Origin of the sequence: Rhizobium anhuiense bv. trifolii (assembly GCF_024346605.1) — a bacterium.
Taxonomy (GTDB): Bacteria; Pseudomonadota; Alphaproteobacteria; order Rhizobiales; family Rhizobiaceae; genus Rhizobium; species Rhizobium anhuiense.
Map to the genome: position 1 here is coordinate 4,572,957 of NZ_CP098803.1, position 13,517 is coordinate 4,586,473.

At 62.0% G+C, this 13,517-nt stretch carries 15 protein-coding genes; 6 read left to right on the plus strand and 9 right to left on the minus strand.

What is annotated here, in order from left to right; all coding sequences use genetic code 11:
• Positions 1-23 precede the first annotated feature (23 nt).
• Positions 24-803: a DUF3108 domain-containing protein gene (locus NE851_RS31025; protein ID WP_254959620.1), complete on the minus strand. Its 780-nt coding sequence runs from the start codon at positions 801-803 to the stop codon at positions 24-26.
• Positions 804-1,043: 240 nt separating this feature from the next.
• On the opposite strand from NE851_RS31025, the gene rpmB reads away from it, so the two are divergent.
• Together rpmB and NE851_RS31035 are read left to right on the plus strand one after the other, a co-directional pair.
• On the plus strand, positions 1,044-1,340 hold the full coding sequence (gene rpmB, locus NE851_RS31030) for a 50S ribosomal protein L28 (RefSeq protein WP_028756436.1): 297 nt from the start codon (positions 1,044-1,046) through the stop codon (positions 1,338-1,340).
• A gap of 112 nt (positions 1,341-1,452) precedes the next feature.
• Complete coding sequence (locus NE851_RS31035; RefSeq protein WP_017962311.1) at positions 1,453-2,088, plus strand: VUT family protein; 636 nt, start codon at positions 1,453-1,455, stop codon at positions 2,086-2,088.
• Here the strand turns inward: NE851_RS31035 and NE851_RS31040 are convergent, their stop codons facing one another.
• From NE851_RS31040 to NE851_RS31060, 5 genes are all read right to left on the minus strand, one after another.
• Positions 2,089-2,655, minus strand: a complete 567-nt coding sequence (locus tag NE851_RS31040) for an ATP-binding protein (RefSeq protein WP_047615484.1) — start codon at positions 2,653-2,655, stop codon at positions 2,089-2,091.
• A 136-nt stretch (positions 2,656-2,791) separates the two neighbouring features.
• Complete coding sequence (locus NE851_RS31045; RefSeq protein ID WP_028756439.1) at positions 2,792-3,829, minus strand: esterase-like activity of phytase family protein; 1,038 nt, start codon at positions 3,827-3,829, stop codon at positions 2,792-2,794.
• A gap of 24 nt (positions 3,830-3,853) precedes the next feature.
• Positions 3,854-5,755 (minus strand): cobaltochelatase subunit CobT, encoded by a 1,902-nt coding sequence (cobT, locus tag NE851_RS31050; protein WP_047615893.1) that lies wholly within the window; start codon positions 5,753-5,755, stop codon positions 3,854-3,856.
• A gap of 12 nt (positions 5,756-5,767) precedes the next feature.
• Complete coding sequence (gene cobS, locus NE851_RS31055) at positions 5,768-6,760, minus strand: cobaltochelatase subunit CobS (protein ID WP_047615895.1); 993 nt, start codon at positions 6,758-6,760, stop codon at positions 5,768-5,770.
• 309 nt (positions 6,761-7,069) lie between these two features.
• Positions 7,070-7,690, minus strand: a complete 621-nt coding sequence (locus NE851_RS31060) for a J domain-containing protein (RefSeq protein ID WP_028756442.1) — start codon at positions 7,688-7,690, stop codon at positions 7,070-7,072.
• A 102-nt stretch (positions 7,691-7,792) separates the two neighbouring features.
• Here NE851_RS31060 and NE851_RS31065 point away from each other — a divergent pair, with 102 nt between their 5' ends.
• On the plus strand, positions 7,793-8,077 hold the full coding sequence (locus NE851_RS31065) for a BolA family protein (RefSeq protein WP_028756443.1): 285 nt from the start codon (positions 7,793-7,795) through the stop codon (positions 8,075-8,077).
• Between the two features lie 96 nt (positions 8,078-8,173).
• Here NE851_RS31065 and NE851_RS31070 read toward each other — a convergent pair whose 3' ends face one another.
• Genes NE851_RS31070 through NE851_RS31080 form a run of 3 tightly spaced genes read right to left on the minus strand, consistent with a single transcriptional unit; the run spans position 8,174 to position 11,201 of the window.
• Positions 8,174-9,484, minus strand: a complete 1,311-nt coding sequence (locus tag NE851_RS31070; RefSeq protein ID WP_028756444.1) for an HlyC/CorC family transporter — start codon at positions 9,482-9,484, stop codon at positions 8,174-8,176.
• A complete protein-coding gene (gene aroB / locus NE851_RS31075) occupies positions 9,484-10,614 on the minus strand; it encodes a 3-dehydroquinate synthase (RefSeq protein ID WP_127431853.1) in 1,131 nt (376 codons plus the stop codon). The genes NE851_RS31070 and aroB overlap by 1 nt, the downstream gene beginning before the upstream one ends.
• Entirely contained in the window at positions 10,611-11,201 is a 591-nt protein-coding gene (locus NE851_RS31080; protein ID WP_028756446.1) for a shikimate kinase, read from the minus strand. Before NE851_RS31080 ends, aroB begins: the two co-directional genes overlap by 4 nt.
• 148 nt (positions 11,202-11,349) lie before the next feature.
• Here NE851_RS31080 and NE851_RS31085 point away from each other — a divergent pair, with 148 nt between their 5' ends.
• The 3 genes from NE851_RS31085 (at position 11,350) to NE851_RS31095 (ending at position 13,501) form a co-directional block, all read left to right on the plus strand.
• On the plus strand, positions 11,350-11,526 hold the full coding sequence (locus NE851_RS31085; RefSeq protein ID WP_012759201.1) for a hypothetical protein: 177 nt from the start codon (positions 11,350-11,352) through the stop codon (positions 11,524-11,526).
• Between the two features lie 5 nt (positions 11,527-11,531).
• The gene (gene xerD, locus NE851_RS31090) at positions 11,532-12,485 is read left to right on the plus strand and encodes a site-specific tyrosine recombinase XerD (protein WP_127431854.1); all 954 of its coding nucleotides are present in this window, start codon (positions 11,532-11,534) and stop codon (positions 12,483-12,485) included.
• A 62-nt stretch (positions 12,486-12,547) separates the two neighbouring features.
• Entirely contained in the window at positions 12,548-13,501 is a 954-nt protein-coding gene (locus NE851_RS31095; protein ID WP_028756449.1) for an acetyl-CoA carboxylase carboxyltransferase subunit alpha, read from the plus strand.
• Positions 13,502-13,517 lie beyond the last annotated feature (16 nt).

Sequence of the window (13,517 nt, forward strand, 5' to 3'; positions counted from 1 at the left end):
CCTTCACGGAGACAGAAGCTCCGTCAGCTGTCGCTGCCGTATTTGACGGCAGTGATCGTCACCATTCCATATTCGGTTGGAATACGCACATAGACGGGAGCGTATACATTTGCCGCGTCCGACTTGGCAAACCAGATTTCCATGCGGTTGCTCTTGCTGAGATAGTCGATGTCCTTGCGGCCCTTCTTGTAGCCGGAGCGCGGCACGAAGCGCACGCCGCAGACATCCGCCTTGCCTTTGAAGCCGTTGGTCGAAAAATCCTCGTCGCCCTTCGGCGAAAGCACCAGATCCATGCGCGTCTCGCCGTCGAAGATCGGCAGCGTCTGCGAGCAGACCTTGGTATCGCCGGTGAAGACCAGGCCGGAGATCGGATCGAGCACCGATCGCATGTCGCGCGGCGTGACGTCGATCCAGTTCTTCGGACGCTTCGGCGCCGGTGTCGTCGTCGCCGAAACGATGTTGCCGTCGCGGTAACTGACCTCGTAGACGCGGGCCTTCTTGCCGCTCTTGTAGTAGAGCGAATATTTCTGCGCCTGCAATCTGTCATTGCGCACGACACCGCTCACGCTGGTCTTGGCCGAAATCGTCGTGACGAGATCGGCAAGGCCGGCAGAATTGATACTGCCGGCGATCTTGTAGCTGTGATCGTCCTCGATCTGCGTCAGGAAGGCCGCGCGCGCGATCGGCAAGCCGGCGAGCGTCACCCGGTATTCCGTCCGATGTTGGATTTCGGCCGCCGATGCCGGTATGGCAAGCAGCGCGGCGATGGCCGAAATGAAAATCCGTCTGCCCGAATGAGCCATGAATCAAGCCTTGTCTTGGCGCGCGCTGGCAGCCTTGTTAAGCGCTCTATACTCCTGCCGTGAAGGGAAGAAAACAGCAGCTTTTTGACAGAATTGCGGGAAAGGCCAAGGTTTGGCTTGACGCAAGCAGCCTGTCTGACTATAGAACCGCAACTTTCCAATCATGCCTGTTGGATTGCGCGCCTGGTTTTGCCGGGAATGTCAATTCGATGGCCCGACAAAAACAAGAATAGGTGTTCCATGTCCCGCGTGTGCGAATTGACCGGCAAGGCCGTCCTGACTGGTAACAATGTCAGCCATGCCAACAACAAGACCAAGCGCCGGTTCCTGCCGAACCTGTGCCAGGTCACGCTGATTTCCGACGCTCTCAACCAGCGTTATCGTCTTCGCGTTTCGGCTGCTGCCCTTCGCTCCGTCGAGCATCGTGGCGGCCTCGATGCCTTCCTGCTGAAGGCTGGTGAAAACGAACTCTCGATGCGCGCGCGCCTGCTGCGCCGTCAGATCGTGAAGAAGACCGCCGAAGCCGCTGCTGCGTAAGCTTCTGCCTTTCTTTCATACGGCTTCAAAAGGCTTGAACGGATAATACCGGACAAGCCTTTTGCTTTGTCGGTTTACTCCTCCAACTGGTGGCATCACCCAGGATAAAAAAATGCTGAAGACCCGCTATACCATCGCCTATGTCGCGCTGATGACGCTCGTCGTCGTCGCCTCCAACTTCCTCGTCCAGTTTCCGCTGAACGCCGAAGTCGCCGGCATCAACCTTGCCGACATCCTGACCTGGGGCGCCTTTTCCTATCCGATCGCCTTCCTGATCACCGATCTGACCAACCGCCAGTTCGGCCCGCAGGCGGCCCGTAAGGTCGTCTTTGCCGGCTTCGTCGTTGGCGTGACGCTCTCCTTCTTCACCTCGGTTCCGCGCATCGCCATCGCCTCCGGCTCGGCCTATCTCGCCGGCCAGTTGCTCGATATCGCCGTCTTCAACCGCCTTCGCCGCCAGGCCTGGTGGCGCGCGCCGCTGGTCGGCTCGCTGATCGGCTCGGCGCTCGATACGGTGATGTTCTTCTCGCTGTCCTTCGCCGCGTTCTTCGTCTTCCTCGGCCCGAACGATCCTTTCGCGCTGGAAGCAGCTCCCGTCCTGGGCGTCTTCGCCACGGAGGCTCCACGCTGGATTTCCTGGGCGATCGGCGATTTCGCCGTGAAGATGATCGTCGGCCTCGTCATGCTGCTGCCCTATGGCGCGCTGATGAACGTACTGCGGCCGATGCAGGCCGCCCGCGCCAGCTAATCACCGACGCCGCCGGACCGCACCGGCGGCGATCGCCGGATGCAGCAGAGCCTCTGCAACCAGATCGTCGATATCTCGTGACGAATCGAGCCGCAACACCGGCGCTGTCTGCGTTTCCAGCCATTGCTCATGCGCCGCAAGACTGCGGCGTTCCGGACCGGCTGTGTCGTAACTCGCCGCCCACTGCAGGAATTCCCCGCTTTTAACTTCCATGTCGCCACCGGGCCCGATCCTGTTTCCATACCGGGCAATCTCCCGCGCATGGATTCGCGCCATCCGCAGTTCCGGCTCGATCCTGAGAAATACGATCAGCTCGTAAAGCGGCTCCACTGGCCCGCCCCATTTCAGCGCCGATCCGGAGAGAACCCAGCCGTCATGCCGTGCGGTTTCATCAAGGAGCAGCCGGATACGCTCGTCGGCATTCCTCGGCGTCGTGAACGGCGGATCGGTCGGCATCCAGAAGAAATCGTCGGTGTCGAGATGGGCGATATCGAGCCTTTCGGCAAGCGCACGGCCGAGCGATGTCGTACCGGAACCGGACGCGCCCATGACATGAATATGCACCATGAATCTCCCTCCGAAGACGGATCCCCGATTGCGCGGGATAGCCGAGGCATATGACATCAGTCTGACGCTCTAGCATTTTCAATCCTCGCATCGCGCTTTCCGAAAATCGATTCCGATTTCGGGCCGGTGGCTAGGATCAATTCCGCTTCTGGGAACTCGGCGCTACCCACGCGGCTTCTTCCGAAAGCCGGAATTCCAGCATCAGGTTGCGCTGCAGGATCGAATGATTGTCGTCCGACACCAGGATGATATGGGTCGTGCCGTCGGCCGCCTGAAAGGCATCGAGCCCTTCCATATTGTCGATCTGCGAGTTGAAATTACCTTCCAGCAGCAAGTCGCCGCTGACGACGGCGCCGGGCTTGATATCGGCGCCCTTGATGCGCCGAAGGCGCATGCCGATGCCTTCGGCCATGTTGAAGCGGCGTTCCAGCAGCAGCAGGTCGCCGTTCGGCAGGAAGGCGCCGTCGGTGACGTCGAAGCTGCCATCCCGCTCGACCGAGAAACGCCCTTTCAGCGGCCCGCTGAGAATGGCCGCCAGCCGGTTGCCGTCGCTGTCGAGACCGCGCTCGGAGACGATGACCACGCCGCCCTTCAGCGGGCTCGATGCCGGCGCCACCGTGATGGTCTCGATGCCGCGATTGTCGCTCAACATCTTCCGCGGGATAAGGATCGGCAAAGTGGCGATCGCGCTCGAATCGGCGAAGCCGGGGTCGGGATAGACATCGACGCGATGGCGCTGCTCGAAGGAGACCAGAATCCGGTCACCGTCCAGCGCCAGGCCCTCGGCATCCATATATCCCTTGCCCTCGAAGCTCAGCCCGGCGCTGTTCTTCATCGGCGTGATCTCGACATCCAAAAGGCCGGAAAGCCTGCCCTTGACGTCGCGCTCGATGCTGCCGGTCAGCCATTGGCCGGTATCGAGCACGACGACGAAATGTTTTTGGTCCGGCCGGAAACGGATGGAGGAGAGCGAACCGAACAGCGCGCGGCTGGACACCATCTCCAGCCCGCCGAGAAATTCCATCGATCCGAATTTCGTCTCTGAAGAGCCGATCCTGAAGTCCGATATTTGCCGGCTAATGACCGGCACCTCGTCAGCAGCCCAGGATGGAAAGGCGCCTGTGGCGATACAGAGGGCAATCGACGCCGCACCGCAGAGACGCTTGATCGTCATGCCGGGTATTTCCTTTGAGCGACATCAGCCGGCACGGCGCAGCCGGCCGCCACGCGGCTGGACGGATTGATCTTCGAATAGCGAGGCAAGCTGCTCGGTCATTGCACCGGCAAGCTCGTCCGCATCGACGATCGTCACGGCGCGGCGATAGTAGCGCGTCACGTCGTGACCGATGCCGATCGCCAGCAATTCCACAGGCGAGCGCGTCTCGATCCGTTCGATGACGGCGCGCAGGTGCCGCTCCAGATAATTGCCCGGATTGACCGACAGCGTCGAATCGTCCACCGGCGCCCCGTCCGAGATCATCATCAGGATGCGGCGCTGCTCGCGGCGTGCGAGCAGGCGATTGTGTGCCCAGATCAGCGCCTCGCCGTCGATATTTTCCTTGAGCAGACCCTCGCGCATCATCAGCCCGAGATTGGCGCGGGCGCGCCGCCACGGCGCGTCGGCCGACTTGTAGATGATGTGGCGCAGGTCGTTGAGGCGGCCCGGCGTCTGCGGCTTGCCGCCGGCAAGCCAGCTTTCACGCGCCTGCCCGCCCTTCCAGGCCTTCGTCGTAAAGCCCAGGATCTCGACCTTGACGCCGCAGCGCTCCAGCGTGCGGGCGAGAATATCGGCGCAGGTGGCGGCAACCGTGATCGGCCGGCCGCGCATCGAGCCCGAATTGTCGATGAGCAGGGTGACGACAGTGTCGCGGAACTGCGTGTCGCGCTCCATCTTGAAGGACAGCGCCTGCATCGGATCGATGATGATGCGCTGCAGCCGGGCCGGATCGAGATAGCCCTCTTCCAGATCGAAATCCCAGGAACGGTTCTGCTGCGCCATCAGCCGGCGCTGCAGCCGGTTGGCGAGCCGCCCGACCGCGCCCTGCAGATGCGCCAGCTGCTTGTCGAGGAAAGCGCGCAGGCGCTCCAACTCGGCGGCATCGCAGAGCTCCTCGGCGGTGATGATCTCGTCGAACTCTTCGGTATAGACGTGATAATCGACCTTCTCGTTGAAATCGGCAAAAGGCGTGTTCGGACGGCGGGTTTCGCCCGGCGTTTCCGAATCGTCCTCGCCCTCTTCCATCATGTCGTCGTCGGAAATCTCGGCGCCTTCGGTCTCGCCGTCCTCCATCTGCTCGTCGGCGACTTCGCTGTCCTCGACGGGGGCGGCATCGGTGCCGGCATCCTCGTCGACCTCGTCCTGATCCTGCTCGTCGCCGTTCGGCTGGTCTTCCTGCTCCGACTGGTCGTCATTGTCGGCTTCGCTGTCGTCGTCGCCATACTCCTCGGCCATTTCCATGGCCGACAGCATGTTGCGGATGACCTTGGCGAAGGCCTGCTGGTCGTTGATCGAGTTCGACAGGTTGTCGAGCTCGGTCCCTGCCTTGTCCTCGATGAAGCCGCGCCAGAGATCGAGCACCTTGCCGGCAGAGGCCGGCGGGCGCTGGCCGGTCAGCTTCTCGCGCACCATCATCGCCACGGCTTCGCCGACCGGTGCGTCTTCCTGACGCTCGATGCCGGTAAAATTCGCCTTGGAATATTTCTCCTCGGTCATCGAGCGCAGGTTCGACGCCACGCCCTCCATGCGCAGCGCGCCGATCGATTCGACGCGCGCCTGCTCGACCGCATCGAAGATCGCCCGGGCGTCCGAGCCCTGCGGCGCCATCGTCGCATGCACCTTCTCGTCATGGCAGGCGAGGCGCAGCGCCATGGAATCGCCGAGCCCGCGGGTGACCGCCAGCTCATGCGCCGTCGGCCGCTTGGAAAGCTCCGGCAGCCGGATGCGCTCGCCGGTCATCCCCGGCCGTTCGTTGGCGAAGGTCACCTCGACATCGCCGTCGCCGGCGATCGAGCGCACGCAGCCGGTTATCGCCCGGCGCAATGGCTCGACGTCGACAGGCGCGCCGGGTTTTGCTTTCGAATTGTCACCGCGAGCTGCCATGATCGGTCGATCTCAAGCTCCGAGAACGATATTGGCGGCACTTTCCTTCAGCTCGACGCCGAAGGCGCGCTGATAGTGCTCGGCGACCAGCGGCCGCTCCAGCTCGTCGCACTTGTTGAGGAAGGTGACGCGGAAGGCGAAGGCGAGATCGCCGAAGATCTCGGCGTTTTCAGCCCAGGTGATGACCGTGCGCGGGCTCATGACGGTGGAGAGATCGCCGTTCATGAAGGCGGCGCGCGTCAGATCGGCAACCCGAACCATCTTCGAAACCGTCTCGCGGCCGTTCTTGTCCTTGCCGAAGCTCTTCACCTTGGCCGCGACGATATTCACTTCGTGATCATGCGGCAGGTAGTTCAGCGTCGTCACGATCGACCAGCGGTCCATCTGCGCCTGGTTGATCTGCTGCGTGCCGTGATAGAGGCCGGTCGTGTCGCCAAGGCCGATCGTGTTCGCCGTCGCAAACAGGCGGAAGGCAGGGTGCGGCCGAATGACGCGGCTCTGGTCGAGCAGCGTCAGGCGGCCGGAGGATTCGAGCACGCGCTGGATGACGAACATCACGTCGGGACGGCCGGCATCATATTCGTCGAAGACGAGTGCGACATTGTGCTGATAGGCCCAGGGCAGGATGCCGTCCTTGAATTCGGTGACCTGCAGCCCGTCCTTGACGACGATCGCATCCTTGCCGACGAGATCGATACGGCTGACATGGCTGTCGAGATTGATGCGCACGCAGGGCCAGTTGAGGCGCGCCGCCACCTGCTCGATATGCGAGGACTTGCCCGTGCCGTGATAGCCGGAGATCATCACGCGGCGGTTATGCGCGAAGCCTGCGAGAATGGCGAGCGTCGTGTCGCGGTCGAACAGGTAGTCGGGGTCGAGGTCCGGCACATAGGCGTCGCCCTTGCTGTAGGCGGGAACGCGGATGTCGGAATCGATACCGTAGGCCTCGCGGACCGAAACGGTGGTATCGGGCAGTTCTGATATATCCAGGTCGATCTTGCTCATCATGTCTCCAAGGCGGGTGATGCCACCCGGCCATACTGTCTCAGGCCATGTCGCAACCCGGACGCCGCGATTTTATTCCACGCCCGTCCAGGTCGGAACGTCGGCGATACTTCTCCGGGACTGAAACGAAACCTCGGCGGGATGATGACCGCGTGCGAGCATTCTTGAAAGAGTCCCGGACAAGAAACGCCGCGTCCGGAAGGTCGGCGGAGGCGATGTCGGGAAAACGCACAAATATGAGCCGCGTTTGCCTGCGGCCTCAGCCGATTTGGACCATACCCGATTGAAGCCCAAGAGCAAGGATGGGAATTAACAAAAACCGTTCTGCTTCAACAATTGATAGGCCTGGATGACGGCGCGGAAACGCTCCTCCGAGCCGCGGTCGCCGCCATTGGCATCCGGATGGTGTTTCTTGACCAGTTCCTTGTAGCGGCTCTTGATCTCCGCCGACGTCGCATTGGCGTCGAGGCCCATCGTTTCGAAGGCTTTGCTTTCCAGCGATTTCAGTTTGCGGGCCTGGGGAAAACGCGGTCCGCTGCCCTTGCCGCCGCCTTCCTTGACGAAGCCAAAGGGATCGCGAACGCGGGTATAGGCGCCGGAGCGGACCTCCGAATGCAGCGGACTGTCCTTCGCCGCCTTGTTGACGCCGACGGTCCATGTCGGCCGGTGGCCGGTGATTGCCTCTTTCTGATATCGCGCGATCTCACCGTCGGAAAGACCGGAGAAATAATTGTAGCCTTTGTTGTAGTCCTTGACGTGCTCGAAGCAGAACAAAAAGAACTGGCCTTCCGCATTGCGTCCGACAGGAGCGCGATGCGTGCCTTTCTTGTCGCAGCCGTCCCACTGACAGGTAGGCGGTGCCTGCTCTGGCTCCGGCTCCCGTTTGCGGCGTGTTCGGATGCGATCGAAATATTTGGAATCAAGTCTCATGACGGCGCTAATTATGGTCCTGCCGCGAAGCGACAACAAGAATTGACAAATGGGAATGTTACTGGCTTGGTGGGAACCCTTTTCGCGAAGCTGCAAGACCGGATGATGACCCTGCGAACCCGCATTGAAGAAAAACTGGTCGAAGCCTTCGCGCCCGAACGCCTGAGCGTCATCGACGAAAGCCATCTGCATGCCGGCCATCAGCCTGATATCACGGGCACCGGCGAAACCCATATGCGGGTGAGAATCGTTTCGGCCAAATTTACCGGCATGTCGCGGCTGGCGCGCCACCGGGCAATCACCGACCTGTTGAAACCGGAGCTGGATGCCGGACTGCACGCGCTGGCCGTAGAACCGGCAGCACCTGACGAACCGACCCGCTGGTAGCGGCAGCAAAGCTTATATAGGCATTGGCGGCCGGCAATCCTACAGCGCCGCGCATCTTTTCAGATGCGCAAGGGATACTGTAGCAATTTGAATGGATCAGGCTGGCTTTGCGCCGTCTTCCCCGGCCGGGCGGATACGCAGCTTGGTGATGCGGTTCTTCTCCCGCTTCATGACGATGAAACGCTTGCCATGAAAGGTGAAGGCCTGGCGCTCTTCCGGGATGGTCATCGATTCGTGGATGACGAGGCCGGCGATCGTCGTTGCCTCCTCGTCGGGCAGGTTCCAGTCGAGCGCGCGGTTCAAGTCGCGAATCGGTACGCCGCCGTCGACGACGACGGAACCGTCGGCCTCCTGACGCACGCCCTGTATTTCGATATCGTGCTCATCGGAAATGTCGCCGACGATTTCCTCGAGAATATCCTCCAGCGTGACGATGCCCTGCACCTCGCCATATTCGTCGACGACGACGGCGAAATGCTGCTTGCGGCGCAGGAAAGCGTTGAGCTGATCCTCGAGGTTGGTGCTGTCGGGCACGAACCACGGCTTCTGCGCGATTTTCACGATATCGAGGTTCTGCGGCTCCATGTTCGGCTCGGCAAGCGCCCGCAGCAGATCCTTGGCGTGCACGACACCGATGATGTTGTCGATCGTGCCGCGCCACAACGGCATGCGCGTATAGGGGCTTTCGAGAATGGCGCGCACCACCGCTTCCGGCGGATCGTCGGCATTGATCGCCCGCATCGCCGTGCGGTGGACCATGATGTCGGACAGTTCGAGCTCGCTGAGATCGAGCACGCCACCGAGGCGGTCACGGTCGGCCTTCACCACCGATCCCTCGCGGTGCAACAGGTCGACGGCGCCGCGCAGTTCCTCATGGGCCGTCAGCATCGAGGTCTCTCGTGACAGATTGATACCGAACAGCGAAAGAATCCGGCGAACGATCGCATTGACGAAGGAGGAAGCCGGGCCGACGACGATGACGAAGAGCCTGGCCGGGATAGCGATGGCGAGTGCGAAGCGGTCGGGCGTCGAAATCGCCCAGCTCTTCGGCAGCACTTCGGCGAAGATGACCAGGATAACGGTCATCGCCAGCGTCGCCAGCGCCACGCCGGAACTGCCGAACAGCCCGAGAAAGAGGCTGGTGGCGATCGAGGATGACAGGATGTTGGCGAGATTGTTGCCGATGAGCAGCGCCCCGATCAGCCGGTCGCGCCGCTCGATCAGCTGCCGGACAAGGCCGGCGCGTTCGTCGCCATTGACTTCAAGCGTATGGATACGGCTGCGCGAAACGGCGGTCAGCGCGGTCTCCGAGCCGGAAAAGAAGGCGGACATGAGCACGAGCGCCGTGATCGAAAGGATCTCCGGCCAATATGTCGCGAGAAATGCCAGAGCGCCTTCGACCGACATCAGGGATGCTTTTCCCGGAGAAAGCTGATCACTTCGGACGCCGGAACATCGTCGGCGACGAAGGACTGGCCGATGCCCCGTGTCAGGATGAAGGTGAGCTTGCCGCTTTTGACTTTCTTGTCCTGCGCAATCGCATCCATCAGCGATTCCGCCGGCGGCAGGTCGCCCGGAATATCGGACATGCGGGTCGGCAAGCCGACCTCCTTCAGATGCCGTTCGACGCGCCGGGCGTCGTCCGGGCTTGCAAGGTTCATGCGTGCGGAGAATTCGTGCGCCAGCACCATGCCGATCGAAACACCCTCGCCGTGCACGAGGCGCGAGCTGTCATAGGCGGTCGCCGCTTCGAGCGCATGGCCGAAAGTATGGCCGAGATTGAGCAGCGCCCGTTGACCGTTCTCGCGCTCGTCGGCAACGACGACATCGGCCTTCGCCTGGCAGCTCTTGGCAATCGCCTCGATACGCGCGGGGCCGCCTGTAAAAACCGACGTCCAGTTCGCTTCCAGCCAGGCGAAGAAATCCGGCTTGTCGATCAGCCCGTATTTCGCCACTTCGGCGTAACCTGCGCGGAATTCGCGCTCGCTCAGCGTATCCAGCACATCGGTATCGGCCAGCACCAGATCCGGCTGGTGGAAGACCCCGATCAGATTCTTGCCATGGCGGGAATTGATGCCGGTCTTGCCGCCGACCGAGGAATCGACCTGCGACAGCAGCGAGGTCGGCACCTGGACGAAACGCACGCCGCGCCGGACGATGCCGGCGGCAAATCCCGAGAGATCGCCGATGACGCCTCCGCCGAGCGCGATGACGCAATCATTACGTTCGACGCGAGCCTCCAGCACCTTGTCGCAGGCCGTGATGAGATGTTTGAAGCTCTTGGTCTTCTCGCCCGCTGGCAGGACGACCTCAGCCGACACGATGCCCGCTTGATTCAGGCTTGCGACGAGAGCCTCGAGATAGAGCGGAGCGACATTTTCGTCAGTGACGACAGCCGCCTTGCGGCCCTTGAGGCGAGAGGCGATCTCGGCGCCTGCCCGTGCAATCAGCCCCGGCCCGATCAGGATGTCGTAGGCGCGCTCGCCGAGCGGCACATGCACCGTTCGGATCGTGGAGGCGGAGGGTATCGCATTCATGACGCTGCACTTTCCTTCTGAGCTTCGATCATGGCCTTCAGCACCTCGTCGGCCATGATTTCCTTGCGCACGTCGCGCGAAAGCACGGTGATATCTGCCTGCGCGTAGATCGGATAACGCGCGTTCATCAGGTTTTCGAGCGTCTGCTTGGGATTTTCGGTCTTCAGCAGCGGCCGCGTGTCGCGTTTGTTGACCCGCTCCCACAACACGTCGAGATCCGCCTTCAGCCAGACCGACAGGCCGCCCTTCTTGATATGTTTGCGCGTCCGCTCGTTGATGAAGGCGCCGCCGCCGGTAGAGACGACACGCGGCCCGCTTTTCAGCAGCCGCTTCATCACCCGCGTTTCCAGCGCCCGGAACTCTTCCTCGCCATAGGCGGCGAAAAGTTCGGGGATCGTCATCCGCGACACACGCTCGATCTCGAGGTCGCTGTCGACGAAGGGAATGGCCAGCTGGCTGGCGACGATGCGCCCGACGGCGGATTTGCCAGCGCCCATCAGCCCGACAAGGATCAGATTACGTGAACCGAGCGCGGCGCGAGCTCTGTCTTTCAGGCTGTCAGCAACGGTCAGCAGTGGTTCACTCATCGGTCCATTCACACTTTGTTTGCAAACGGTATCGACAAATGCAGATGGAGCGTCAAGTCGCGGACAAGGGAATCATGGCTTGAATACCGCTTCTTGCACTTGCAGACAGGCTTCCTATAACAGAAGCAGAGCATGAAGGAGTTGCCGGATGCCGACCCTGTTCCGTTTCCTGTTCGTCTGCGCGATCCTCGCCGGGACGGTCTACGGAGCGATGCTGGCGCTTGTGACCTTCGTGGAGCCGCAGCAGCGCGACGTGACGATCCGCATTCCGTCCGAGCGGGTCAATCCGCCCGCCACGGGCGCCATCGACACGACCAGGAAGTGACCGACATGGTGGATTTCGGCCGCGTCCACGTGGAATCCTTCCTGGAGATGATGAGCGCCGAGCGGGGTGCCGCCGCCAATACGCTGCAATCCTATGAGCGCGACCTCGATGACGTCAGCTCCTTCCTGAACGGCCGCAGCGTGCGGCTGACCGAAGCCGCCTCCGCCGATCTCGCCGCCTATCTCTCCTCGCTCGCCCAAAAGGGCTTCAAACCCTCTTCCCAGGCGCGCCGGCTTGCCGCCATGCGGCAATTCTACAAGTTCCTCTATGCCGAGGGCCTGAGGACCGACGACCCCACCGGCATTCTCGACGCGCCGAAGAAAGGCCGTCCGCTGCCGAAGACGATGGGCGTCGAGGAGGTCGGCAGGCTGCTTTCCCAAGCTGAGACCGAGGCGGAAGATCCGGCTCCGGGCCAGCTGCAGCGCCTGCGCATGCTGGCGCTGCTGGAGCTTCTCTATGCCACCGGCATGCGCGTCAGCGAACTCGTTTCGCTTCCTGCCCGCGTGCTCGATCAGGAAGGCCGGTTCCTGATGATCCGCGGCAAGGGCAACAAGGAGCGGCTGGTGCCACTGTCGCAATCGGCAATCACAGCCTTGAAATCCTATGGGCGCCTGCTGGCGACCGAAAACGCCGCGGCAAACGAGCCGCAGGAAAGCGCCTGGCTGTTTCCCGCCGCCTCGAAGGAGGGATACCTGCCGCGCCAGGTTTTCGCCCGCGACCTCAAGAACCTGGCGATCCGCGCCGGCCTGACGCCGTCGCTGATCTCGCCGCATGTCATGCGCCACGCCTTTGCCAGCCACCTGCTGGCCAACGGCGCCGATCTGCGCGTCGTGCAGGAACTGCTCGGCCATTCGGACATTTCGACTACGCAGATCTACACACATGTCCTGGAAGAGAGGCTGCAGCAGCTCGTCCAGACGCATCACCCCCTTGCCAAACAGGCGAAAAAGCACGAATAGGACCGGCGACATGGGGCGGAGCCAGGAAAACGCCCCGGGCACAAGGAACGGAAACGCACCTCATGCACAATTATCTCGACTTCGAAAAGCCGATCTCCGACCTCGAAGGCAAGATCATCGAGCTGAAGAAGCTCGCAACGGAAGACGAGAGCATCGACACCACCGATGAAATCGGCAGGCTGGAGGTTCGCGTCCGTGAGGCGATCGTCGAAATCTACTCCAAGCTCAACGCCTGGCAGAAGACCCAGGTTGCCCGCCATCCGCAGCGCCCGCATTTCGTCGATTATGCCAAGACGCTGTTCCAGGAATTCACACCGCTTGCCGGCGACCGCAAGTTTTCCGAAGATGCCGCGATCCAGGCGGGCCTTGCCCGTTTCCGCGGCCAGCCGGTCGCCGTCATCGGCCAGGAAAAGGGCAACGACACCAAGAGCCGCATCAAGCACAATTTCGGCAGCCCCCGTCCGGAAGGCTACCGCAAGGCGATCCGCATCCTTGAAATGGCCGATCGTTTCGGCCTGCCGGTGATTTCGCTGGTGGATACGGCAGGCGCCTATCCCGGCGTCGGCGCCGAAGAACGCGGCCAGGCCGAGGCGATCGCCCGCTCGACGGAAATGTGCCTCGGCGTCAAGGTTCCGCTCGTTTCCGTCGTCATCGGCGAAGGCGGCTCGGGCGGCGCGATTGCCATCGCCACCGGCAACCGCGTCTATATGCTCGAGCATTCGATCTACAGCGTCATCTCGCCGGAAGGCGCCGCCTCGATCCTCTGGCGCGATTCCACCCGCGCCCGGGAAGCGGCGACCAACATGAAGATCACCGCCGAAGACCTGAAATCGCTCGGCGTCATCGACGGCATCATTTCCGAGCCGCTCGGCGGCGCGCATCGTGATCCCGACAGCGTCATTGCCGCGACCGGCGATGTGATCGCCAATGCTCTGGCCGAAATGGCGTCGCGCTCCGGCGAGCAGTTGCGCAACGATCGTCGCCAGAAATTCCTCGCCATGGGCCGCAATCTCTAACTCAACTTCGGCTCTT

Coding starts and splice junctions, on each gene's coding strand:
- NE851_RS31045 (WP_028756439.1), bottom strand. CDS start 3,829: ATGACGATCAAGCGTCTCTGCGGTGCGGCGTCGATTGCCCTCTGTATC.
- NE851_RS31040 (WP_047615484.1), bottom strand. CDS start 2,655: ATGGTGCATATTCATGTCATGGGCGCGTCCGGTTCCGGTACGACATCG.
- NE851_RS31065 (WP_028756443.1), top strand. CDS start 7,793: ATGATGACCCTGCGAACCCGCATTGAAGAAAAACTGGTCGAAGCCTTC.
- xerD (WP_127431854.1), top strand. CDS start 11,532: ATGGTGGATTTCGGCCGCGTCCACGTGGAATCCTTCCTGGAGATGATG.
- NE851_RS31060 (WP_028756442.1), bottom strand. CDS start 7,690: ATGAGACTTGATTCCAAATATTTCGATCGCATCCGAACACGCCGCAAA.
- cobT (WP_047615893.1), bottom strand. CDS start 5,755: ATGGCAGCTCGCGGTGACAATTCGAAAGCAAAACCCGGCGCGCCTGTC.
- NE851_RS31085 (WP_012759201.1), top strand. CDS start 11,350: ATGCCGACCCTGTTCCGTTTCCTGTTCGTCTGCGCGATCCTCGCCGGG.
- NE851_RS31080 (WP_028756446.1), bottom strand. CDS start 11,201: ATGAGTGAACCACTGCTGACCGTTGCTGACAGCCTGAAAGACAGAGCT.
- NE851_RS31025 (WP_254959620.1), bottom strand. CDS start 803: ATGGCTCATTCGGGCAGACGGATTTTCATTTCGGCCATCGCCGCGCTG.
- cobS (WP_047615895.1), bottom strand. CDS start 6,760: ATGAGCAAGATCGACCTGGATATATCAGAACTGCCCGATACCACCGTT.
- rpmB (WP_028756436.1), top strand. CDS start 1,044: ATGTCCCGCGTGTGCGAATTGACCGGCAAGGCCGTCCTGACTGGTAAC.
- NE851_RS31035 (WP_017962311.1), top strand. CDS start 1,453: ATGCTGAAGACCCGCTATACCATCGCCTATGTCGCGCTGATGACGCTC.
- NE851_RS31095 (WP_028756449.1), top strand. CDS start 12,548: ATGCACAATTATCTCGACTTCGAAAAGCCGATCTCCGACCTCGAAGGC.
- aroB (WP_127431853.1), bottom strand. CDS start 10,614: ATGAATGCGATACCCTCCGCCTCCACGATCCGAACGGTGCATGTGCCG.
- NE851_RS31070 (WP_028756444.1), bottom strand. CDS start 9,484: ATGTCGGTCGAAGGCGCTCTGGCATTTCTCGCGACATATTGGCCGGAG.